At 72.0% G+C, this 19,079-nt stretch carries 21 protein-coding genes and 1 tRNA gene; 16 read left to right on the forward strand and 6 right to left on the reverse strand.

Annotated features, from left to right (window positions below):
* Positions 1–7: 7 nt before the first annotated feature.
* The gene (locus ACFYMM_RS13040; RefSeq protein ID WP_388385928.1) at positions 8–679 is read left to right on the forward strand and encodes a lipopolysaccharide biosynthesis protein; all 672 of its coding nucleotides are present in this window, start codon (positions 8–10) and stop codon (positions 677–679) included.
* Positions 676–1,797, forward strand: coding sequence for a GNAT family N-acetyltransferase (locus ACFYMM_RS13045; protein ID WP_388385929.1), 1,122 nt, complete (start codon positions 676–678; stop codon positions 1,795–1,797). The genes ACFYMM_RS13040 and ACFYMM_RS13045 overlap by 4 nt, the downstream gene beginning before the upstream one ends.
* On the opposite strand, the gene ACFYMM_RS13050 is transcribed toward ACFYMM_RS13045, so the two are convergent.
* Together ACFYMM_RS13050 and ACFYMM_RS13055 are read right to left on the reverse strand one after the other, a co-directional pair.
* The gene (locus ACFYMM_RS13050; protein WP_388385930.1) at positions 1,794–3,011 is read right to left on the reverse strand and encodes a glycosyl hydrolase; all 1,218 of its coding nucleotides are present in this window, start codon (positions 3,009–3,011) and stop codon (positions 1,794–1,796) included. The genes ACFYMM_RS13045 and ACFYMM_RS13050 overlap by 4 nt on opposite strands.
* Before the next feature lie 253 nt (positions 3,012–3,264).
* Positions 3,265–3,828 (reverse strand): hypothetical protein, encoded by a 564-nt coding sequence (locus tag ACFYMM_RS13055; protein WP_388385931.1) that lies wholly within the window; start codon positions 3,826–3,828, stop codon positions 3,265–3,267.
* A gap of 326 nt (positions 3,829–4,154) precedes the next feature.
* On the opposite strand from ACFYMM_RS13055, the gene ACFYMM_RS13060 reads away from it, so the two are divergent.
* The 9 genes from ACFYMM_RS13060 to ACFYMM_RS13100 all read left to right on the forward strand — a co-directional run bounded on the left by ACFYMM_RS13060 (position 4,155) and on the right by ACFYMM_RS13100 (position 10,444).
* Positions 4,155–4,868 carry a hypothetical protein gene (locus tag ACFYMM_RS13060; RefSeq protein WP_388385932.1) on the forward strand — a complete coding sequence of 238 codons (714 nt, stop codon included), beginning with the start codon at positions 4,155–4,157 and terminating at the stop codon, positions 4,866–4,868.
* 15 nt (positions 4,869–4,883) lie between these two features.
* Entirely contained in the window at positions 4,884–5,483 is a 600-nt protein-coding gene (locus ACFYMM_RS13065; protein WP_388385933.1) for a vitamin K epoxide reductase family protein, read from the forward strand.
* A 107-nt stretch (positions 5,484–5,590) separates the two neighbouring features.
* Positions 5,591–6,088 carry a tyrosinase cofactor gene (locus tag ACFYMM_RS13070; RefSeq protein WP_388385934.1) on the forward strand — a complete coding sequence of 166 codons (498 nt, stop codon included), beginning with the start codon at positions 5,591–5,593 and terminating at the stop codon, positions 6,086–6,088.
* On the forward strand, positions 6,072–6,938 hold the full coding sequence (locus ACFYMM_RS13075; RefSeq protein WP_388385935.1) for a tyrosinase family protein: 867 nt from the start codon (positions 6,072–6,074) through the stop codon (positions 6,936–6,938). The genes ACFYMM_RS13070 and ACFYMM_RS13075 overlap by 17 nt, the downstream gene beginning before the upstream one ends.
* 312 nt (positions 6,939–7,250) lie before the next feature.
* A complete protein-coding gene (locus ACFYMM_RS13080; protein WP_388385936.1) occupies positions 7,251–8,663 on the forward strand; it encodes a condensation domain-containing protein in 1,413 nt (470 codons plus the stop codon).
* A 273-nt stretch (positions 8,664–8,936) separates the two neighbouring features.
* Complete coding sequence (locus ACFYMM_RS13085) at positions 8,937–9,200, forward strand: hypothetical protein (protein WP_388385937.1); 264 nt, start codon at positions 8,937–8,939, stop codon at positions 9,198–9,200.
* A gap of 36 nt (positions 9,201–9,236) precedes the next feature.
* The gene (locus ACFYMM_RS13090) at positions 9,237–9,587 is read left to right on the forward strand and encodes a hypothetical protein (RefSeq protein ID WP_388385939.1); all 351 of its coding nucleotides are present in this window, start codon (positions 9,237–9,239) and stop codon (positions 9,585–9,587) included.
* Between the two features lie 118 nt (positions 9,588–9,705).
* Positions 9,706–9,984 carry a hypothetical protein gene (locus tag ACFYMM_RS13095; protein ID WP_388385940.1) on the forward strand — a complete coding sequence of 93 codons (279 nt, stop codon included), beginning with the start codon at positions 9,706–9,708 and terminating at the stop codon, positions 9,982–9,984.
* Positions 9,985–10,093: 109 nt separating this feature from the next.
* Positions 10,094–10,444: a hypothetical protein gene (locus ACFYMM_RS13100; RefSeq protein ID WP_388385941.1), complete on the forward strand. Its 351-nt coding sequence runs from the start codon at positions 10,094–10,096 to the stop codon at positions 10,442–10,444.
* Positions 10,445–10,579: 135 nt separating this feature from the next.
* On the opposite strand, the gene ACFYMM_RS13105 is transcribed toward ACFYMM_RS13100, so the two are convergent.
* From ACFYMM_RS13105 to ACFYMM_RS13115, 3 genes are all read right to left on the reverse strand, one after another.
* Positions 10,580–10,873: a hypothetical protein gene (locus tag ACFYMM_RS13105; RefSeq protein ID WP_388385942.1), complete on the reverse strand. Its 294-nt coding sequence runs from the start codon at positions 10,871–10,873 to the stop codon at positions 10,580–10,582.
* A gap of 241 nt (positions 10,874–11,114) precedes the next feature.
* Complete coding sequence (locus ACFYMM_RS13110) at positions 11,115–11,423, reverse strand: hypothetical protein (RefSeq protein ID WP_388385943.1); 309 nt, start codon at positions 11,421–11,423, stop codon at positions 11,115–11,117.
* 215 nt (positions 11,424–11,638) lie between these two features.
* Complete coding sequence (locus ACFYMM_RS13115) at positions 11,639–12,127, reverse strand: hypothetical protein (RefSeq protein ID WP_388385944.1); 489 nt, start codon at positions 12,125–12,127, stop codon at positions 11,639–11,641.
* A 481-nt stretch (positions 12,128–12,608) separates the two neighbouring features.
* Between ACFYMM_RS13115 and ACFYMM_RS13120 the strand changes: the two genes are divergently transcribed.
* A complete protein-coding gene (locus ACFYMM_RS13120; RefSeq protein WP_388385945.1) occupies positions 12,609–13,343 on the forward strand; it encodes a hypothetical protein in 735 nt (244 codons plus the stop codon).
* 73 nt (positions 13,344–13,416) lie between these two features.
* Positions 13,417–13,695 (forward strand): hypothetical protein, encoded by a 279-nt coding sequence (locus tag ACFYMM_RS13125; RefSeq protein WP_388385946.1) that lies wholly within the window; start codon positions 13,417–13,419, stop codon positions 13,693–13,695.
* A 363-nt stretch (positions 13,696–14,058) separates the two neighbouring features.
* Here the strand turns inward: ACFYMM_RS13125 and ACFYMM_RS13130 are convergent.
* Positions 14,059–14,134: transfer RNA gene (locus ACFYMM_RS13130), tRNA-Arg, on the reverse strand.
* Positions 14,135–14,405: 271 nt separating this feature from the next.
* Here ACFYMM_RS13130 and ACFYMM_RS13135 point away from each other — a divergent pair.
* From ACFYMM_RS13135 to ACFYMM_RS13145, 3 genes are all read left to right on the forward strand, one after another.
* Positions 14,406–16,019, forward strand: a complete 1,614-nt coding sequence (locus tag ACFYMM_RS13135; protein ID WP_388385947.1) for a dynamin family protein — start codon at positions 14,406–14,408, stop codon at positions 16,017–16,019.
* A 47-nt stretch (positions 16,020–16,066) separates the two neighbouring features.
* Positions 16,067–18,316: a GTPase gene (locus ACFYMM_RS13140; RefSeq protein ID WP_388386225.1), complete on the forward strand. Its 2,250-nt coding sequence runs from the start codon at positions 16,067–16,069 to the stop codon at positions 18,314–18,316.
* Between the two features lie 269 nt (positions 18,317–18,585).
* The gene (locus ACFYMM_RS13145; RefSeq protein WP_388385948.1) at positions 18,586–19,056 is read left to right on the forward strand and encodes a single-stranded DNA-binding protein; all 471 of its coding nucleotides are present in this window, start codon (positions 18,586–18,588) and stop codon (positions 19,054–19,056) included.
* The last annotated feature ends 23 nt before the right edge of the window (positions 19,057–19,079 follow it).

Raw genomic sequence — 19,079 nt, forward strand, 5'->3', positions numbered from 1 at the left:
GGCCCCGATGACCGACAAGCCCAGCCCGCCCGCACCACCGGCGCACCGGATGCGCGCCCGGGCGGCGCTGCTGCTGCGCTGGCTCGTCCCGGCCGGCGCGCTGCTCGGCGCCGCGGCCGGAGGCGCGTACGGCGTGCTGAAGCCGGCGCAGTACACGGCCACGAGCTACGTCCTCGCCGTACCGGCCGACCGGACCAGGGCCGACTCCGCCACGGCGCTCGGCTACGCGCAGGCGTACGGCCGTGTCGTGACGCAGCTCGCCGTGCTGGGGGACGCCCAGAAGAGCGCGGGCGTGCCGCTGACGAAGCTGCGCGAGAGCGTGCAGGTCGCGACCTCGCCCGACGCGCCGATGATCGCGATCACGGCGACCTCCGGGCGCCCCGGCCGGGCCGCCGCCATCGCCGACGCCGTCTCCGGCGCGCTGACCGCGCAGGCCGACCGGTCCAGGAACGACACGGGTGTCGCGCTGGTGCGCCTGTCCCGCGCCCTCAGGCCCCTCGAACCGTCGTCCGCGTCCCCGGCGCTGACCTCGCTCGTGGGCGCGAGCGCGGGAGGTCTGCTGGGCGGCCTCGCCCTGCTGTCCCGGCCCCGGCGGGCGACGCGGGACGGCGAGAGCGCGCGGCCGCAGCTGCCCGGCCCGGCCATCGCGGCCGACGAACCGCAGGAGGCGGCGCTGTGACGACCGGATCCGGCCGCGCCCTGTCGGTCGAGGTGTGCACCGACGAGCAGGCGTTCGCGGACCTGGCGGGGGAGTGGGCGCGGCTGTACCGGGCCTGCCGCTCGGCGACGCCGTTCCAGACCCACTCCTGGCTGCACTCCTGGTGGCTGTCGTACGGGAAGCCGGGCGCGCTCCGGCTCGTCCTGGTACGCGCGGACGGCCGACTGGTGGCCGTCGCGCCGCTGATGCGGGTGCGTCGCCCCTGGCCGGCGCTGGTGCCGGTCGGCGGCGCCATCTCCGACTTCTGCGACGTACTCCTCGACGACACGGCGGCCGACGAGGGCGCCCCGGCGCTGGCGGAGGCCCTGGCCGGGCTGGCCCGCACCGCCCTGATCGACTTCCGCGAGGTACGGCCCGGCAGCTCGATGGAGCGGGTCTACCGGTCCTGGCGCGGTCCGCGCCGCAGCCTGAGCGACTCCACCTGCCTGGAGGTGCCCGTCCTGCCCATGGCCGAGTTGGTCGGGCGGCTGCCCAAGCCCCGGGGCCAGCGGGTGCGCAACAAACTGAGGAAGCTGAGGAAGCTCGGCGTGCGGTGGCGCACCGTGGAGCACCATGAGACGGAGCCCGCGCTGCGGCGGATGCTGGAACTGCACCGACTGCAGTGGCAGGGAAGGAAGGTGACACCGGAGCACCTGCGGCCGCGCTTCCTCGACCACCTGGTCCGGTCGGTGGTTCCGCTGGCCCGGTCCGGCGAGGCCGTGGTGAAGGAGTTCCTGCTGGACGACGAGGTCGTCACCGTCGATCTGACCTTCAGGTCGGGGCCGTGGGCCGGGAAGTACCTCTACGGCGTCCACCCACGGCTGCGCGAGCACAAGGTGGACGTGCTGACGATGATGCTCGACGCGGCCGTCGACGACCTCGTCTCCGACGAGCCCTCGGTACTGAGCTTTCTGCGCGGCAGCGAACCGTACAAGTACCGCTGGCTGCCCGAGACCGTCGTCAACCAGCGTCTCCTGCTGGCCCGTCGGCGCACCGCGCCCCTGCTGGCGGCCGCCGTCTGCGAGGCCGCCGCGCGGGAGCGGTGCAAGAGGATCCTGCGCCGGACGGGCACCGCCCCCGGGGCTCCGGGCCCGGCCTAGCCCGGGGATGCCGTCGGCGTGCAGGCGCAGGAGGGCTGCGGGGACCCGGGGGGCGGCACGGGCGCGGGCGGAGTGGTGGGCGACGGCACCGGCACCGGCTGCGGTTCCGGCTGTGGATCGGGCGCGTGCTGTCCGGACAGCGCCGCCCGGTAGAGGGCGGAGGCCCGGGGGTTCTTCGCGCACTGCCACACACCGTGCGGGCAGTAGTCGGTGATGGTCTGGTACAGCGGCTTGTGCTGGTCCATCCACGCGAGCATGCGCAGCATGTACGGCACGTCGTCGCCGTTGCGGAACAGGCCCCACTCGGGATACGAGAACGGCTTGCCGTGCTCCTTCGCGAAGTCGACCTGGTACTGCAGGCCGTAGGGCTCGGACACCTCCTCGTCGAAGGTGAGACCGGCCGGCTGGTCGTAGGAGTCCATGCCGATGATGTCGACGACGTCGTCACCGGGATAGCACTGCGGCCACGGAACCGCGTCCACCCCCCGGTTCGGGGCGAAGTCGAACCGGAACTTCTGCCCGGGCACCGAGCGCATGGCGGTGACGACGCGCCGCCAGTACGTCTTCCAGTCCTGCGGGTCGGGGCCGCAGCGGTGGGTGTAGGTGATGCCGTTCATCTCCCAGCCGAGCACCAGGACGGTGTCCGGCGCCCCCAGGTCGACGAGGTGCCTGGCCAGCGTCCGGAAGTGCTCGTCGAACGCGCCCGCGGCGGCCCGCTGCAGCAGACCCTTGACCTCCGCGTCGGACAGGTGCGCCTCGTTGCGTTCCATCATCGGGACGTTGAGCACGAACAGCCGGTCGTCCCTGTCCCGCCGCCATCTGACCCAGCTGTCGAGGAAACCCGGCGCGCCCTCGATGTTGCTCCACAGGTCACCCGGCAGGTAGGAGCGGCCCACCCGCACGTCGGAGCCGCCGAGCCAGCGGCTGAACCCCTTCGTGTCCATCACCCCGCCGGACCCGTTGTCCAGGTACGCGCCGAACGCGGGCGGGGAGGCGGCCGGTCCCGAGGGGGCGGGGGCGCCGTCGGCGGGGCAGACGGCGGGACCCGGACCGGCCGGCCCGGACCGCTCGACCGCCGCGCAGTGCCGGGCACCGGGCTTGTCCGCGGTGTCGGTCCGGAAGGCCGGGCCCCGCACGACGGCCGCCGCTGCGAGGACTCCGGCGGCGATGAACGCCATTCGCCTCAGGGTGGACCGGCGACGCTCGGACGTCATTCCCACTCCTTCGGTGCGGCGGCCCCACCAGCTGAGGCACAGCCATGTATACGCCTGATGCACCAATCGAGTCGGACGGCTCGACACTGGGCGCCCGGCCGATCCTCCGCCAGGCGGATCCTCCGCAAGGCCGGGCCCGCAAGGCCGGCCCCGCAAGGCCGGCCCCGCACGGCCGGCCCTCGCGTGGCCGGCCAGCCGGACGGAGGGCGGAGGGTGCCGGGCGCGAGGCGTCCGGCACCCGGCACCCGGCGGACTACCGGCGGGACGTGGCCCGGCCTCGCCGGTACAGCACCGTTCCGGCGGCCAGCAGGGCGCCGCTGGCGGCGGTGGCCGCGATGACGCTCTCGGAGCCGGTCTCGGCCATCTGGGGCGCGGGCGGCGCCTTCGGCACGACGTGCTTCGGCGCCGGAGTGGTCCAGGTGCTCGGCTTGCTCGGGGTGGGAGTCGGCGTGGGAGTCGGCGTGGGCGTGGGGGTCGGCGTCTCGTCGTCGCCGTAGCACCCGCAGGAAGGCTCCTCGCTCGGCTCGGTCGACGGGGTGGTGACCAGGGCCGAGGCGCTGCCGTTCGCGCCCGCGTCGCTCGACGAGGTGTCCTTCGCGGCGGCGCCGGTCGCGGACGTGTCGTCCGCGAGCGCGGGCTTCGACGTCGCCGGCTCGTCGGTGTCGTCCAGCTGGAGCGTGTTGCCCGCCAGCGCGGCGGGGGAGTCCGCCGCGGTCCCGTGGACCCGGGAGTCCGCGGACGCCCACGTGCCGTACAGGGACAGGGCGCTCGTCGCGGCGGCGGCCACGATCAATCCCTTGCTCAGGGTCTGTCGCACTCTCGTTGTCTTTCTCTCAAGGGGCAGTCGTCGCAGGGACCGTGATGCCGCACACGCGCACTCGCCACGACCCGCAGACTGTGAACGAGATGTGTAGGCGCGAGGAAACCGGGATACGGCGAATGCCATGGAATTCACCCGATCGCCCGCCTGCCCCTCGGATGGCCCCCGATATCCCCGGGATGGCCCTGAATCGGTTGCAGACGGCGCGGGTTGATTTCACGGTGTGCAAAAGATCTGAATACAACACAACGAATCAGAACAAAGGATCTGAATACCGGATCCGACGCATCATCGAATCCGACGCCCCATCGAGAGGAACCCTCATGCGTGGTCTGTCCGTCCGGCGCATCGCGTCCACCGCGCTCTGCACCGCCCTCCTGGCCGGCGTCACCGGCCCGGCCGCCGTCGCGGCCGACTCCGCCCGGGAGCGTGTCCCCGCGGCGTCCCGCGCGCCCGTCCCCGGCGCGGACGCGCTCCTCGTGCAGATCAAGGTGCTCGCCAACCTGGGAATCGTCCTCACCCCGGTCACCGACCTGCTCAACGCGGTGCTCAAGGCCGACAACGGCCAACTCCCCGCCGCCCAGGCCACCTCGCTCGTCCAGGCCGCCAAGGACGCCATCGCCAAGGTCACCGCGGTGGCGCCGGCCTCGTCGACGGCCTCCTCGACGCTCACCGCCGCGGCCCCGGGCACGAAGACGCCGGCCCCGAAGAAGCCGGCCCCGAAGACCCTGGGCGGCGCCAAGGCGCGGGCCGACCTCACGAGCGACGCGCTCACCGCGCTCAACAAGGCACTGGACGCCCTGTTGAAGGCCGTCACCTCCGGCGCCGCCACACAGGTCGTCCCGGCGGTCACCGCGGTCGTGACGGCCCTCGTCGGCTACCTCGCCGCCGTGCTGCTCTCCGGCGGCCTGCCCGCCCCCAGCCTGCCCGGACTGCCGACGCTCCCGACGCTCCCGAGCCTCCCCGTCCCCACGCCGAGCCTGCCCGTCCCCACGCCGAGCCTGCCCGTCCCCACGCCGACGCTGCCCGCGACGTGACGTGGCGGCCCGCTGATGCCGGCGGCGCCGGCCGTCCGGGCGGCGGGCGGCGGCCGCGGTTTCGCGCTGTTCCTGGTGCTCATGGGCGCCGCCGGGCTGCTGGCCTCCTGGGTCATCACCCTCGACGAGTTCAAGCTGCTCCGGAACCCGGGGTTCACCCCCGGGTGCAGCCTCAACCCGGTGGTGTCCTGCGGCAGCGTCATGAAGAGCGCGCAGGCCTCCGTCTTCGGTTTCCCCAACCCGATGCTGGGCCTGGTGGCCTACGGCGTGGTGATCTGCGTCGGCATGAGCCTGCTGGCCGGCGCCTTCCTCCCGCGCTGGTACTGGCTGGCCTTCGAGGCGGGCTGTCTGTTCGGGGTCGGGTTCGTGTCGTGGCTGCAGTTCCAGTCGCTGTACCGGATCAACGCGCTGTGCCTGTGGTGCTGTCTGGCCTGGGTCGCCACGATCCTGCTGTTCTGGTACGTGACCGCGTTCGCCGTACACCACCGGTTCCTGCCGGCGACGACCGCGCTGCGGATGTTCCTCGCCGAGTTCACCTGGCTGCCGCCGGCGCTGCACATCGGCATCGTCGGCATGCTGGTCCTGACCCGCTGGTGGACCTTCTGGACCGGCTGACCGGCTGACCGGCGGATTCCGGTCACCGGTCCGGCCGCACCGCGGTGACCGGGAGGCCCGTCCGGCGGTTACCGCTCTCGGAAACCGCACCGGACGAGGAGTGAACCATGGTCGTAGACGCCGGCGGAGCGCCGACGGGCGGACAGCGCGGGACCCCGGCCGAGGGGGCCGACCGGCCCCCGGGCAGAACGCGGCGGGACGTGACGCGGGGGCTGCTCGGCTCGGCCGTCGCTGCGGCACTCGCCCCGGCGGTCGTGGCCTGCGACCGGCCCCCGGCCGCCCCGGACGACGGCCGGCAACCCACCGACTTCGACGAGACCTACCGCGGCCGCCACATCCGCGGCATCGAGGTGCCCCGGGCACAGCGGGCCCTGGGCGGCGGATGGCAGGTCACGGTCGACGGCCGCCCGCTGCACCTGATGCGCCGCGCCGACGGCAGCTGGCTGAGCATGGTCGACCACTACCGCTCGTACCCGACCCCGCTCGCCGCGGCCCGGGGGGCGGTCGACGAACTGGGCCCCGACGAGGAACTGCGCGACCTGGCACCGGGCCCGATGGGCGGGGGCCCGATGCACCTGGGCGGCGAGCATGGCGTACACGCGTAAGAACGTCAGCAGGCTGACCCGAGCCGAGCGGCAACGGTTCGTGGGCGCCCTGCTGGAGGTCAAACGACGCGGCGAGTACGACGAGTTCGTACGCATGCACCTGGCGTACTACCACCCCGACGGCGAGTCCGGGCTGCGCGCCGCCCACATGGCGCCCTCCTTCCTGCCCTGGCACCGCAAGTTCCTGCTGGAACTGGAGCGCGCGCTGCGCCGGGTGGACGATTCGGTGACGGTGCCGTACTGGGACTGGACCCGCGACCGCGGTACCACCTCCCCGCCCTGGACCGACGACCTGCTCGGCGGCAACGGACGGCGCTCGGACCGGCAGGTGATGACCGGCCCGTTCGCCTACCGGGCGGGCCGCTGGCCCATCACCGAGGGCGTGACCGACGGGAAGTACCTCACCCGTGACCTCGGCCGCGCCCGCGCCCCGATCACGCTGCCCACCGGCGGCGACCTGGAGTGGGCGCTGTCGGACCCGGTCTACGACACCGCGCCCTGGGACTCGACGGTCACCAGGGGCTTCCGCAACAAGCTGGAAGGGTGGGGGCCCGGCCGGGGCAACGTCTCCTGGCGCAACCACAACCGGGTGCACCGCTGGGTCGGCGGGGTGATGCTCGGCGGCGCCGCCGTCAACGACCCCGTCTTCTGGCTGCACCACGCCTTCGTGGACCTGCAGTGGACCCGCTGGCAGCAGCGCCATCCCGACCACCGCTACCTCCCGGACCGTCCGCCCGGCGCGCACGACGCCCAGCACGGCCGGATCGTGGCCCGGCACGAGAAGCTGCCCCCGTGGGACGTGACACCGGACGAGGTGGACGACCTGAGCGGGATCTACCTGTACGAGTGAAGCCGGTGAACGTGCAGCCGGTGAGCGTGGAGCCGGCCGGGGTGAGGCGGACGCGGGACATCACGTTCCCCTCACCCCCGCGGCGTCCGCACCGCCGTACCGTCCGCACCGCCGTACAGCCGTCGCCCCCTGCATCAACGCGACCGCCTCCGGCTGGTCACGGCGGCCGGAGCGGCCGTCAACATCCGCTGATCGCTTCTGCGTTCGGGGAACCACACCTTCCGCTGAAAAGGCGGCGACACGGCGGCCACCGCTCGCGCGCACGCCAATCCCCTGATCGGGTCTGTGCCCACCTGCTATCGGAGGCGCCCTGTGCGAATTTCTGACATCCAGCGCTGCGAGGTCCGGCCCGGACGGCTCGTCGAGTGGACGTTCAGTCCGGCGACCGTCGCGGCGGCGGCAGCGACGCCGCCGGATCCGCGGCCGCCGGCGTACAACCAGGAGTCGCACATCAGAACGGCGCGGACGGTCCGCGAGGACGGGCTGTTCGTGCCGACCTGGCTCGGCACGGCGTTCGACCTGCCCGGCCGAGCCGACCTCGACGCGCTGGAAGGGGCCCTGCGCGACTGGACGCTGCGGCACGAGACGCTGCGCAGCGGCTTCCGCTGGGCCGGCGACGAGATGCGCCGGTTCACGCTCGACGGCCACGACGTGTCGCTGCGCCGCGAAGTGGTCGGCGACTTCACCGACTCGGGCGCGCTGGTACGACACCTGCAGGACCGATTCGACGTGGCGGCGGACGCGCTCGGCTGGCCGAACCTCATCTACGCGGCGGTCGTCCGCGACGACTCCACCAGCGTGTACCTGGCCTTCGACCACACCAACGTCGACTCCTACTCGCTGCAGCGACTCCCGGACGAGATCCACGAGTTGTACGCGGCGCGGCTCGCGGGCCGTGCCCTGGCCGGCACGCCGGTCGGCAGCTACGTGGACTTCTGTGAACTGGAGCGGGCGAACGCGGACGGGATCGACGACACGCACGCGATCGTCGCCCGCTGGCGGGAGTTCATCGGCCGCTGCGACGGGAGGCTGCCGAACTTCCCCGTCGACCTCGGCCTGCGGCCCGGCGGCACGCTGCCCGCCCAGAAGCTGCTGCGCGAACCCCTCGTGGACGCGGAAGCCGCCGCCGCCTTCGAGGCGTACTGCCGCCCCTACGGCGGCGGTCTGGTGGGCGTCCTGGCCGCGACCAGCCTGATCGTCCACGAGATCGGCGGCCAGCCGGTCTACCGCACGGTCGTGCCGTTCCACACCCGGATGAAGTCCGAGTGGTCGGACTCGGTGGGCTGGTACGTCGGCGGCGCGCCGATCGAGGTGCCGGTGACACGGGACTTCGACAGCGCGCTCGCCGCGGTCCGCGCCGAACTGCGCGCCAACCGCTCGCTGTCCCGCATGCCACTGGCCCGGGTACTGCGCCTGCTCGGGGCGGACTTCCGCCCGACCTCGCCGGACCTGTACTCGATCGTCTCGTACGTCGACGCCCGTGTCGTCCCCGGCTCGGCCCAGTGGACCGAGCGCAAGGCGTACGGGCTGATCCGGGTGTCGTACGGCGACCAGGTGTGCGCCTGGGTCAACCGGTTGCACGAGGGCCTGTGGTTCGCCGCCCGCTACCCGGACACCGACATCGCGTACAAGAACATGCAGCGGTACGTCGAGGGACTGCGGAACCTGGTCCTCGCGGTGGCCGCGCGTCAGCGTGTCCGGGCCGCCGAGCCGACATTCTCGTAACACACGCGCGGCGCAACTCGGCCTTTTCGCTGGGGTATTGCTGGCACGTCCACGAACGAGTCCATGACGCGGACGAGTTGGATGAAAAACACACCGCTGGAAATCGCCCGGCATTTCCTTGCCCGCGCCAAGTGAGCCTGCGCCACGGTGTGTTCGACGGCGCGGTGTGGAATACCCCGGATCGCTACTGCTAGTGTTCATTCAGTCACGGTAGGCAATCAGCCTCGACATCAATCAGCCTCGCCATACAGGCAATGAAGGACCGAGGGTTCCATGCGCAAGCTTCAACAGGCCATGATCGCGGCGGCAGTGGCGGCCGGCGGACTGTCCGCCATCGGTGCCGGCGCCGGTACCGCCTACGCCCACGGCCACGGCCACAGCAACGACACCGTGCCGAAGGTGGCCGAGCACTACCGCCCCTACCAGGAGTGCAGCCCGCAGACGGTCGCCGAGAACGACCTGCCGGTCGGCGTGCTCGGCCTCTCCCAGACCCTCGACACCACCTGCGGTCAGTTCAACAACGCCTTCACCGGCTGACCCCGGAAGGGGCCCAAGTACAAAGGAACGCAGCACATGTTCAGCAGGAAGAAGATCGTGGCCGTCTCGGGGTTCCTTGGTGGCCTCGCCGTGGCCTGTGCCGGCGTCACCCAGGCGTCCGCCACGCCGGGACCGGGCATCTGCTCGCGCGACATCGAGGGCAACGTCACCTGCATTCAGCAGGTAAAGGGTGAGACGCCCGACGGCGACGGGTTCATCCTCCGCCAGGAGCAGACCTGCCTGCCGACGAAGCCCGTGTCGCTGCCCGCCGCCGTAGGAAATGGGACCACCCGGTTCGGACCCCAAATCACCTGTTCCAACACCACGCCGTTCGGCTCGCAGCAGGCGCCGGAAAAGGGTCTGGACCTGCCCGCCCTGCTGGGCTGATTACCGGAGCCCGACACGACGGAAAGCGCTTAGATCCCAAATTGCTACGTAACGTGTGTATATGCTCACATTAAGTAGTCAAGCCAGGGCGTCACGCCCGGGTAAGAAAGGGTCTAACATGCGCAAGTTTCAGCGCGCTGCGGTCGTAGCCGCAGTGGTCGCGGGTCTGTCCGCCCTCGGTGTCGGCGTCAGCTTCGCCGGCGGCCAGGAGGACGACGCTCCTCCGCAGCTGACCGCGGTGGCCAACTCGCAGGCCAACGCCGTGGCCACGTGGGGCGGTTACTACAACCAGCCGCGCTACACGCCGGAGGCCCCGGTCGCCGCGCCCGAGGCCCCGAAGGAGCAGGCGCCCGAGCAGGGCTACGGCCAGTACGGCGGTCAGGAAGACTCCAAGTAAAAGGCGCTGAGCACACTTTCAACGGCGACGGCAGCCCGGACGCGTAGCAGCCCCAGTGGGGTGCGCGGCCGGGCTGCGGCCATGTCCCGATCACAGAGGAACGCAGCACATGTTCAGTCGACAGAAGATCGCCACCGTCTCGGGGCTCCTCGGCAGCATCGCCGTGATCGCCGGCGCGGCGCACGCGTACGCGTACGCCGACCAGCCCCCGGCCGACTGCAAGACCTCCGCCCAGGGCGAGATCACCTGCGTCCACAAGAGCGAGACCATCCAGAAGGACAAGAGCGGGAAGACCGTCGTCAAGCAGACGCAGGACTGCTCGACGGAGGGCCGCCCGCGCGTGGTGTTCCCGGACGGCCTGGGGCGCGACGGTGGTTCCCTGCAGGTCGGTCCGGTGGTGGACTGCTCCAACACCTTGAAGCTGCCCAAGGGCTTCAAGAAGCCTCACATCGAGTTTTGAGCCGCGATCGAGCGAATGCCGGACCGGGAATGCTGCCGGTCCGGCATTTCGCTTTTATGGGATTACCTTGATTTAAATGAAGTGGACGCGCCGGTGCCCCGGCCTGCGGCCGGGGCACCGGAGAAAGGGTCCGAATTACTTGCCGACGCTGTTGTTGCAGCCCATGGTCGAGCCCAGGGAGCTTTCCTGCGCACCGGCGTTGCCCTCGCCGTTCAGCAGGTTGCCGCCCAGTCCGTTGGCGATGCCGACCTCGCCGAGGACGTCGACGTTGCCGTCGTGCGACCGGCAGGTGCTGCTCTGGCCGATCGAGAAGCTGCCGCCGCCCTTGCCCCAGCCGCCCTCGCCGCCGGCGTGAGCGGTGCCGGCGCTCACGAGTCCAACGGTGCCGAGGGCGGCGACCAGGAGGGCAGCCTTGCGGAGCTTGTGCATGTTCATCTCCGATGGAGTGAAGTGGTCGCGATCTGTGGCAGATCGCTTCGTACAGTTATGGAGGCTAATAGGTAATATCCCAGGACAATCCGCGACGCGCCGGATTCTGCAAATTCTCGTCGCCTTGGCCGGTGTCCGGGAATCGCCGGGTCCAAAACAAAAGAGGGTCCCGGCGCCGAGTCTGGTACTCGGTGCCGGGACCATTTCCACTCCGGGTCGCCTCTGCGACCCTCAATCAGCCCTAGAAGGCGCTGTTGTTGCAGCCCATCTCCGAGCCGATGTGGGTGTCCTGCGCACCCGGGTTGCCCTCGCCGTTGAGCGCGTTGCCGAGCAGGCCGTTGAGGAGTCCGACCTCGCCGAGGACGTCCAGGTTCAGGTCGTGCGAGCGGCAGTTGGAGCTCTGCAGGACGCTCACGCGGTCGCCCTTGCCGTCCTTGCCGCCGCCCTTGCCCCAGCCACCCTCGTCGCCGGCGTGGGCCGTGCCGGCGCTCACGAGTCCAACGGCGCCGAGGGCGGCGACCAGGACGGCAGCCTTGCGAAGCTTGTGCATGTCATCTCCGGTGGAGTGAAGTGGTCGCGATCTGTGGCAGATCGACTTCTTACAGTTACGGGAGATTAGTACTAAATACCCCAAAGCGGACAGCGACGCGCCGGATTCATGATCTGTTGCAGAAGTCCTGACGGTTCGCCACAAAGAAGCGCGGGCTCTTCGGGAACTATCCCGAAGAGCCCGCGCCGGTATGGATATCCGTTTGTACGGCCGCCTTAGCGAATGGCGTTGGTGACAGCGCTCGCCTGGCTGTTGGACTGGTTGTTGGCCTGGGTGCAGTCGACGCCCCGGGTCTCGGAGGCGCCGAGCAGGGCGACCGGGAGGTTCGCGTTGAGCAGGTTCTGCGGGCTGCACTCCTGGTATGGACGGAAGAGGATGTTCTGGGCCGGCGACGCACCCTGGGACGGGGCCGCCTGCGGAGCCGCCGGGGTGACCTGCGGGCTGATCTGCGGGCTCAGTTGGGGATTGACCTGCGGCGACACCTCGGCGGGCTGCTGCGGGGCCGCCTGCTGCGGAGCGCCGTAAGTGCGGGCCGTGGCCTGGGAGTCGGTCCACGCGCCGGCCTGCGCGTCCGGCTGCGGGGCGGTCGGCGGAACGGCGCCGCTGTACGCAACGGGAGCGTCGGCGAAGCTGGGGCCGACACCCATGGCGGACAGACCGCCGGCTGCTGCGACGACGAGCGCGACCTGGTGGAGCTTGCGCATGGAACCCTCGGCCCTTCGTTGACCTGTGCATGGAACGTCATGGACGTAACGAACGTATGGGAATGGGGGAATGAGCCAGTGCGGCTGGCCCAGTGAGGAACGAGGGAAACGGGGGCCCGGACACGGACGCCGGGGAGTGGTCACCCATTTGCCTCAACGTCGCACTCGACGCCGCAGGGCATGGGCGGATGTTGCCCCACTGCCGGATGACGGCAAATGGGTGACGGAATTCCTGATCCCGTGACCGGGCCCGGGGAAATGTCGTTGCCTGCTGGGAGAGGGCAGCGGCCATGCGTTTTTCAGAGAGGGGCGAGGGGGATTCGCTGCCGGCTCCGGCGTGAAGTCCGCCTGGTCGTCCAGGTTTCTCTGTAAGAGCGCAGTACGAATATCAGACTGAGCGCACGCAAGACCGCACTGAATGCAACGGTGCACCGAATACAACGGATTTTCCCTGTACAGGTATTGAAGGGCCGAGGGTTCCATGCGCAAGCTCCACAAGGCCGCGCTCGTCGTAGCAGCGGCCGGCGGTCTGTCCGCCATCGGCGTCGGCGTCAGCCACGCCGAGTCTCCCGTCGGGTACCCGGGTGCCGCTCCGGTGCCCGCTCCCGAGTACCCGGCTCCGCAGTACACCGCTCCGCAGTACACCGCTCCGCAGTACTCGGTTCCCCAGTACGCGGCCCCGGCGCCCGCTCCGCAGTACGCGCCTCCCCAGTACCCGGTGTACGCGGCGCCCCCACCGGCTCCGCAGGCCTCGGCCACGACCAACGCCGCGGGCACCGCGCAGGTCACCGCTCCGCAGCCGTACGCGCCGCCGATGATGCAGGCTCCCCCGCCGCCCCCGCCGGCGCCGGCCCCGCAGCAGGGCGGCTACGCCTCGGCCCAGGCCTCGTCGGGGGGCTACGCGCAGGCCTCCAACTCGCCGTACGCCCAGCCGGTCGCGCCCCCGCCGCCGGCGCAGGTCATGCCGCAGGTCGCCCCGCAGTCCGCGCCGCAGGTCATGCCCCAGGTCGCCCCGCAGGTCGCCGTGCCCCAGGCCTTCAACCCGCAGCCCGCGCCGCGTGTCACCCCCCAGGTGAACCCGCAGGTGAACCCCCAGGTGAACCCGCTCGTGAGCCCGCTGGCCGGGCCGGTCGGCCCGCCGCAGGTGCCAGGCCTCGGCCTCGGCCAGGTCGCGGCGCCCCCCGTGGGCCAGCTGGGGCTGCCCCGACTCGGCTGACGAGCCCCCGTCCTCGTCCGCCACCCTCATCCGATCCGCCACGGATCGCATCCGCTCGACCAACGGAGAAGAAATGCGCAAGCTCCACCAGCTCGCCCTCCTGGGCGCCGTCCTCGGCAGTGTCGGCTCCTTCGGCGCCGGCACCGCGCTGGCCCACGGTGACCGGGGCCACGACGACTTCGATGTCACCCAGGGCATCGAGTGCCGCTCGCACGACATGAACATCGACGTGCTCGGCAGCGTCGGCGCCGTCAACGGTCTGCTGGGCAACGCGCTCAACGGCGAGGGCAACCCGGGTGCCCAGCAGAACCACCTCGGCGCGGACATGGGCTGCAACAGCCGGGCGTTCTGACCGCCGGCCCAGGCAGTGCCCGACAGCGCCTGACATCGCCTGACGGCGCCTGACGTCGAAGTACGGCACCGCACCGCGTCACGGGGGCCTCCCGCCCTCGCTGACGCGGCGGGCGACGTGTGCCGTTCATGACGACGTACGCCTTCATGGCGACATGTACCTTCATGGCGGGATCCGACCGCGTTCCGCGGTGACCCCGTCGACGCCGTGGCGCGGGAAGTCGTCTTCCATGCCCACAAGCCCCGGCCGACCGGCCGTTCGAACCCGTGGAGTGCCCCTGGTGCGGCACCCGCGGGTTCTGTCACGTGCGCGCCATGAGCCCTGCTCATGATGACGCGCCGACCCGCCGGACCAGAGGTTCAGTGGCGCCCCCGGCAGGACTCGAACCTGCGGCCAAGCGCTTAGAAGGCGCCTGCTCTATCCACTGAGCTACGGGGGCCCGGTGCGGGACAAGGATAAAGCTCCCGGTTCCTTGGCCTGGTTGCTTCCCCTCCGTGGCTCGATGTGGAGGTTCGGTGAAGCGGTCCTGATAATCGCAGGCAGGTACGAATCGTGCATCGCTTTTGCCGTCCGACGCACCGGGTGTTGTGCACTCGTTATGCCTGGACTGTGCCCGCGTCCCAGTCATCCCTTACGTCTGATGTGTCTCATCGGCACGCTGAGATGTCCATATGCTTCAGAAATCCCCCAAAATTGGGCATTCTTCGCATGTGGTGACCTTGGACGTACGGCCTCAGCTGCTCGACACGCTCTCCGCTCTGCGCGACCGTGTCGCTGCCGCACGCTTTCCGCTGCCCCTGGCCGGGGCCCCACGGGCGCGTGCCAACCGTGACGAACTCCTCGCCCAGCTCGACGACTATCTGGTGCCCCGGCTGCGAGAGCCGGACGCGCCCCTGCTGGCCGTCGTCAGCGGGTCCACCGGGGCCGGCAAGTCGACCCTGGTGAACTCCCTGGTGGGGCGCCGGGTCAGCGAGGCGGGCGTGCTGCGACCGACCACCCGCACACCGGTCCTGGTCTGTCATCCGGAGGACCATCACTGGTTCAGCGACCTGCGCGTGCTGCCCGACCTCACCCGGATGTGGGTCCCCGACCAGCACCAGGACCCGGGTGACGATCTCCTGCTCCCCGCCAAGGACCCCGAACGCGTGCTGCGTATCGAGACCGCCGACTCCCTCCCGCCCGGGCTCGCCCTGCTCGACGCCCCCGACATCGACTCGCTGGTCGCCGACAACCGTGTCCTGGCCGCGGAACTGATCTGCGCCGCCGACGTCTGGATCATGGTCACCACGGCCGCCCGCTACGCCGACGCCGTCCCCTGGCACCTGCTGCGCACCGCCAAGGAGTACGACGCCACCCTGGTGACCGTCCTCGACCGCGTGCCCCACCAGGTCGTCTCGGAGGTCTCCCGGCAGTACGGCGCCCTGCTCACCAAGGCCGGGCTGGGCGAGGTGCCCCGCTTCACCGTGCCCGAGCTGCCCGAGTCGGCCTGGGGCGGCGGCCTGCTGCCCGCCAGCGCCGTGGCGGCCCTGCGGACCTGGCTCGTCCATCACGCCCAGGACGCCTCGGCCCGCCAGCACGTCATGGCCCGCACCGCGTACGGCCTGCTCGACTCACTCACGTCACGGCTCCCCGAGCTGGCCGCGGCGGCCGCCGCGCAGTACTCGGCCGCCCTCCGGCTCACCTCCGCCATCGACGGCGCCTACGACAGCGAGTGCGCACGCGTGTGCACCAGGCTGCAGAACGGCGCGGTGCTCGCCGGGGACGCCCTGAAGCGGTGGCGGGCCTTCCCGCTCGACTGCACCGCGGGCGAACTGCTGGACGCGCTCGTGGAGAGCCTCGCCGCGCTGCTGCTGTGCTCCGTCACGGCGGCCGACGAGCGTGTGGACGAGGCCTGGCGGCGCGAGCCCGCCGCGGACGCCCCCGGGCTGGCCGGCCGCGACCCCTCCCTGGAGAGCGCCGAGCACCGCATCGGGCTCGCGGTACGGCGCTGGCGGCGCGAGCTGGAGGAGTACGCCGAGGACGAGGTGCGGGAACTGGAGCGCAGTCCCGTCCTCGACTCCGAGGTCGTCGCCGCGCTGGTCGCCACCGTGTTGCTGGGCGGGCGCCGGGCGCGCACCGCCGGCGAGGGACTCGCCGAGCGGATCGGCGCCCACGGAGCGCTGCGGCTGCGGGACCGGGCCGGGCGTCTGCTGACCGAGCACGTCGACCGCGTCATGCACACCGAGCGGGAACGGCGCCTCGCCCCGCTCGACGCCCTGGACGTCCACGCCGACCCCCAGGCCGAACTCATCGCCGCCCTGTCCGTACTGCAGAAGGAGAGGTGACCGTGACCGCCGTCGCCGACCACGACCACACGGACCACACCGATCGCATGGATCACATGGATCACCGGAACCAGCGTCCCGACCACTCGGATCACGGGGGGCTCAGCGAGCAGGGCGGCGGCTCCAGGGCGGCGGAGCCGGGGTCCACGGACGGCGGGAGGGGACGGCACGAGGCGGAGGCCGGCGGCCTTCCCCGGCCGGCGGACGGCAACTCCGGCGAGGGCCTGCTCGCCCGGGGCCCGGCGCAGGACCGCGCCGCCGAGGCCGGCCCCGGCACCGAACCGCAGCACCGCGAGGCGAGGCCGGACGGCGTGCGGCACGCGCGCGTACCGGACGACGGCACGCCGGAGGAGCGCGCGGACGCCCGGGACCGGGGCCGTGAGCCGGAGTTGGAGCGGGAGCGGCACGCGCGCGTGTCGGAGGAGCGTACGGACGGCCAGGACCGGGACAGGGACCGGGACAGGGAGCGGGAGCGGCACGCGCGCGTGACGGCTCCGGGCGCCGACGCGGGCAGCGGCCCGCGGTCCCGTCCCAAGGACGGCGAGACGCCCGTGGACGGCGGCCCGGCGGTGGACGCCGATCCCGGCGAGGCCTGGGACGACGGTCTCATCGCACGGCGCGTGACCGACGGCGGCGCGGCCTCCGGGCTGGTCTCCGTCCTCGACAAACTGAACCTCGGCCCCGGTAGCCGCACCCCCGACCGGCTGGCCTACGACGGCCCCCTGCGCTCCCGCCTGGACGCCCTGCGCGAACTCATCGGCCTGTCCCGGACCCGGCTGGACAGCGGCACCCTCACCGAGGTGGGCCGCGTCCTGGACGAGGCGGCCGCCCGGCGCAAGCTCTCCGGGCAGCACACCGTCGTCGCCATCGCGGGCGCCACCGGAAGCGGAAAGTCGCAGCTGTTCAACGCGCTCGCCGGAGTGGCCATCTCGGAGACCGGCGTACGGCGCCCGACCACCGCGGCCCCGATCGCGTGCAGTTGGAGCGACGGCGCGGCGGCCCTGATCGACCGGCTCGGCATCCCCGGCCGGCTGCGGCGACGTCCCGTGCAGGGGCCCGAGGCCGAGGCACAGCTGCGCGGGCTGGTCCTGGTCGACCTGCCCGACCACGACTCGGCGGCCGTACAGCACCGCGAACAGGTCGACCGGATCCTGAAGCTGGTCGACGCGGTCATCTGGGTGGTCGACCCGGAGAAGTACGCCGACGCCGTCCTCCACGAACGGTACCTGCGGCCGATGGCCGGTCACGCGGAGGTCATGTTCGTCGTCCTCAACCAGATCGACCGGCTGCCCGGCGAGGCCGCCGACCAGGTCCTGGACGATCTGCGCCGACTGCTGGACGAGGACGGCGTCGCGCTCGGTGAGTTCGGCGAACCGGGCGCCACCGTGCTCGCCCTGTCCGCGCTCACCGGCGAGGGCGTCGCCGAACTGCGCGAGTCCCTCGGCGACTTCGTGGCGGAGCGCGGCGCCGCCGCCCGCCGGGTCGGGGCCGACCTGGACGCCGCCGCCGCCCGGTTGCGTCCCGTCTACGCCACCGGCCGGCGCGTCGGCCTCAGCGAGGAGGCGCGGGAGGAGTTCGCCGCCCGGCTCGCGGACGCTGTGGGCGCCACCGCCGCCGGCGAGGCCGCCGAACGGGCCTGGCTGCGCACCGCCAACCGTGCCTGCGGCACCCCCTGGCTGCGGCTGTGGCGCTGGTACCACGGCCGCGGCGAACCCACCACCGGCCGGATCCCGGTGCGCTCGCAGGCCGACGAGGAAGCCACCGCCCGCCAGCAGGTCGAGCAGGCGGTCCGTACGGTCTCCGAGCGGGCGGCGGCCGGTCTGCCCACGGCGTGGGCGCAGGCGGTGCGCGAGGCGGCCGTACGCGGTTCCCAGGGGCTCTCCGAGGCACTGGACGACCTGGGGGCGCGGGCCGCGCTGCCGCCGGGACGGCCGCCCCGGCCGGGATGGTGGCCGGTCGCCGTACTGGTCCAGGCGGCCATGACGCTGCTGCAGATCGTGGGCGGTGTGTGGCTGGCGGGCCAGATCGCCGGTTTCATGGCGCCCAATCTGGGGGTCCCGGTGCTGCTGATGGTGTGCGGGATCGTCGGCGGGCCGCTGGTGGAGTGGGGCTGCCGGATGGCGGCGCGGGGGCCCGCACGGCGCTACGGCATGGAAGCGGAACGGCGATTGCGGGAGGCGGCCGCGGGCTGCGGCCGGGCCCGGGTGCTCGATCCGGTGGCGTCGGAACTGCTGCGGTACCGGGAGGTGCGCGAACAGTACGGGCGGGTGGCACGGACGGGGGCCGGGGTGCGCTGAACTGCCGGAAGGCGGGCTTCCGGGGGGACGCGGATCACTCGTTCAGGTGACGGACTTCTGCACAGGTGGGCGGTGGTCCACAGTGCTCGGCGGGCCTTTCCCGACGGAGGCAGTCTGGTCCCGCGGCGAACGCGAGGCACGTCGAAGTCGGACGAAGGACGACGTACGACGGACGTGCGACGGGCGCCGCGGACGCAGCCGTACGGGACGGGCCCGTACGCGTGTCCGTGTCCGCCCGGCCACAGGGGCCGGGAGAGGGAGGGTTCGCGATGAACGAGACGATGATCTGCGTGGTCGGCAACGTGGCGACGCCACCGGTGTACCGGGAGCCGGTGTCGGGCCCGTCGGCGCGGTTCCGGCTGGCGGTGACCTCGCGCTACTGGGACCGGGAGAAGAACGCCTGGACGGACGGCCACACCAACTTCTTCACCGTGTGGGCCAACCGTCAGCTCGCCACCAACGCCGCGGCCTCGCTGGAGGTGGGCCACCCCGTGGTCGTCCAGGGCAGGCTGAAGGTGCGCACCGAGACACGCGAGGGGCAGCAGGCCTGGGCGTCGGCCGACATCGACGCGGTGGCGATCGGACACGATCTCTCGCGCGGCACCGCGCTGTTCCGGCGCCCGGCGAAACCGGAGGCCCCGCCCGCGGCGGCACCCCCGGAGCCCAACTGGGAGACACCGGCCGGGGACTCGCCGGACACCGCGGCCCAAACCCGCCCGGAGCCCGTCGCGGTGACATGACGTCAGGGTGACGACGACCACAG

This window comes from Streptomyces sp. NPDC006739 (assembly GCF_042869815.1).
In the GTDB taxonomy this organism is placed as follows: Bacteria; Actinomycetota; Actinomycetes; order Streptomycetales; family Streptomycetaceae; genus Streptomyces.

Bases quoted from the DNA above. Each gene is read 5' to 3' on its own strand.
- ACFYMM_RS13050 (WP_388385930.1), bottom strand. From the start codon at position 3,011: ATGACGTCCGAGCGTCGCCGGTCCACCCTGAGGCGAATGGCGTTCATC.
- ACFYMM_RS13145 (WP_388385948.1), top strand. From the start codon at position 18,586: ATGAACGAGACGATGATCTGCGTGGTCGGCAACGTGGCGACGCCACCG.
- ACFYMM_RS13095 (WP_388385940.1), top strand. From the start codon at position 9,706: ATGCGCAAGTTTCAGCGCGCTGCGGTCGTAGCCGCAGTGGTCGCGGGT.
- ACFYMM_RS13075 (WP_388385935.1), top strand. From the start codon at position 6,072: ATGGCGTACACGCGTAAGAACGTCAGCAGGCTGACCCGAGCCGAGCGG.
- ACFYMM_RS13110 (WP_388385943.1), bottom strand. From the start codon at position 11,423: ATGCACAAGCTTCGCAAGGCTGCCGTCCTGGTCGCCGCCCTCGGCGCC.
- ACFYMM_RS13090 (WP_388385939.1), top strand. From the start codon at position 9,237: ATGTTCAGCAGGAAGAAGATCGTGGCCGTCTCGGGGTTCCTTGGTGGC.
- ACFYMM_RS13060 (WP_388385932.1), top strand. From the start codon at position 4,155: ATGCGTGGTCTGTCCGTCCGGCGCATCGCGTCCACCGCGCTCTGCACC.
- ACFYMM_RS13120 (WP_388385945.1), top strand. From the start codon at position 12,609: ATGCGCAAGCTCCACAAGGCCGCGCTCGTCGTAGCAGCGGCCGGCGGT.
- ACFYMM_RS13040 (WP_388385928.1), top strand. From the start codon at position 8: ATGACCGACAAGCCCAGCCCGCCCGCACCACCGGCGCACCGGATGCGC.
- ACFYMM_RS13105 (WP_388385942.1), bottom strand. From the start codon at position 10,873: ATGCACAAGCTCCGCAAGGCTGCCCTCCTGGTCGCCGCCCTCGGCACC.
- ACFYMM_RS13115 (WP_388385944.1), bottom strand. From the start codon at position 12,127: ATGCGCAAGCTCCACCAGGTCGCGCTCGTCGTCGCAGCAGCCGGCGGT.
- ACFYMM_RS13070 (WP_388385934.1), top strand. From the start codon at position 5,591: ATGGTCGTAGACGCCGGCGGAGCGCCGACGGGCGGACAGCGCGGGACC.
- ACFYMM_RS13100 (WP_388385941.1), top strand. From the start codon at position 10,094: ATGTTCAGTCGACAGAAGATCGCCACCGTCTCGGGGCTCCTCGGCAGC.
- ACFYMM_RS13085 (WP_388385937.1), top strand. From the start codon at position 8,937: ATGCGCAAGCTTCAACAGGCCATGATCGCGGCGGCAGTGGCGGCCGGC.
- ACFYMM_RS13125 (WP_388385946.1), top strand. From the start codon at position 13,417: ATGCGCAAGCTCCACCAGCTCGCCCTCCTGGGCGCCGTCCTCGGCAGT.
- ACFYMM_RS13065 (WP_388385933.1), top strand. From the start codon at position 4,884: ATGCCGGCGGCGCCGGCCGTCCGGGCGGCGGGCGGCGGCCGCGGTTTC.
- ACFYMM_RS13140 (WP_388386225.1), top strand. From the start codon at position 16,067: ATGGATCACATGGATCACCGGAACCAGCGTCCCGACCACTCGGATCAC.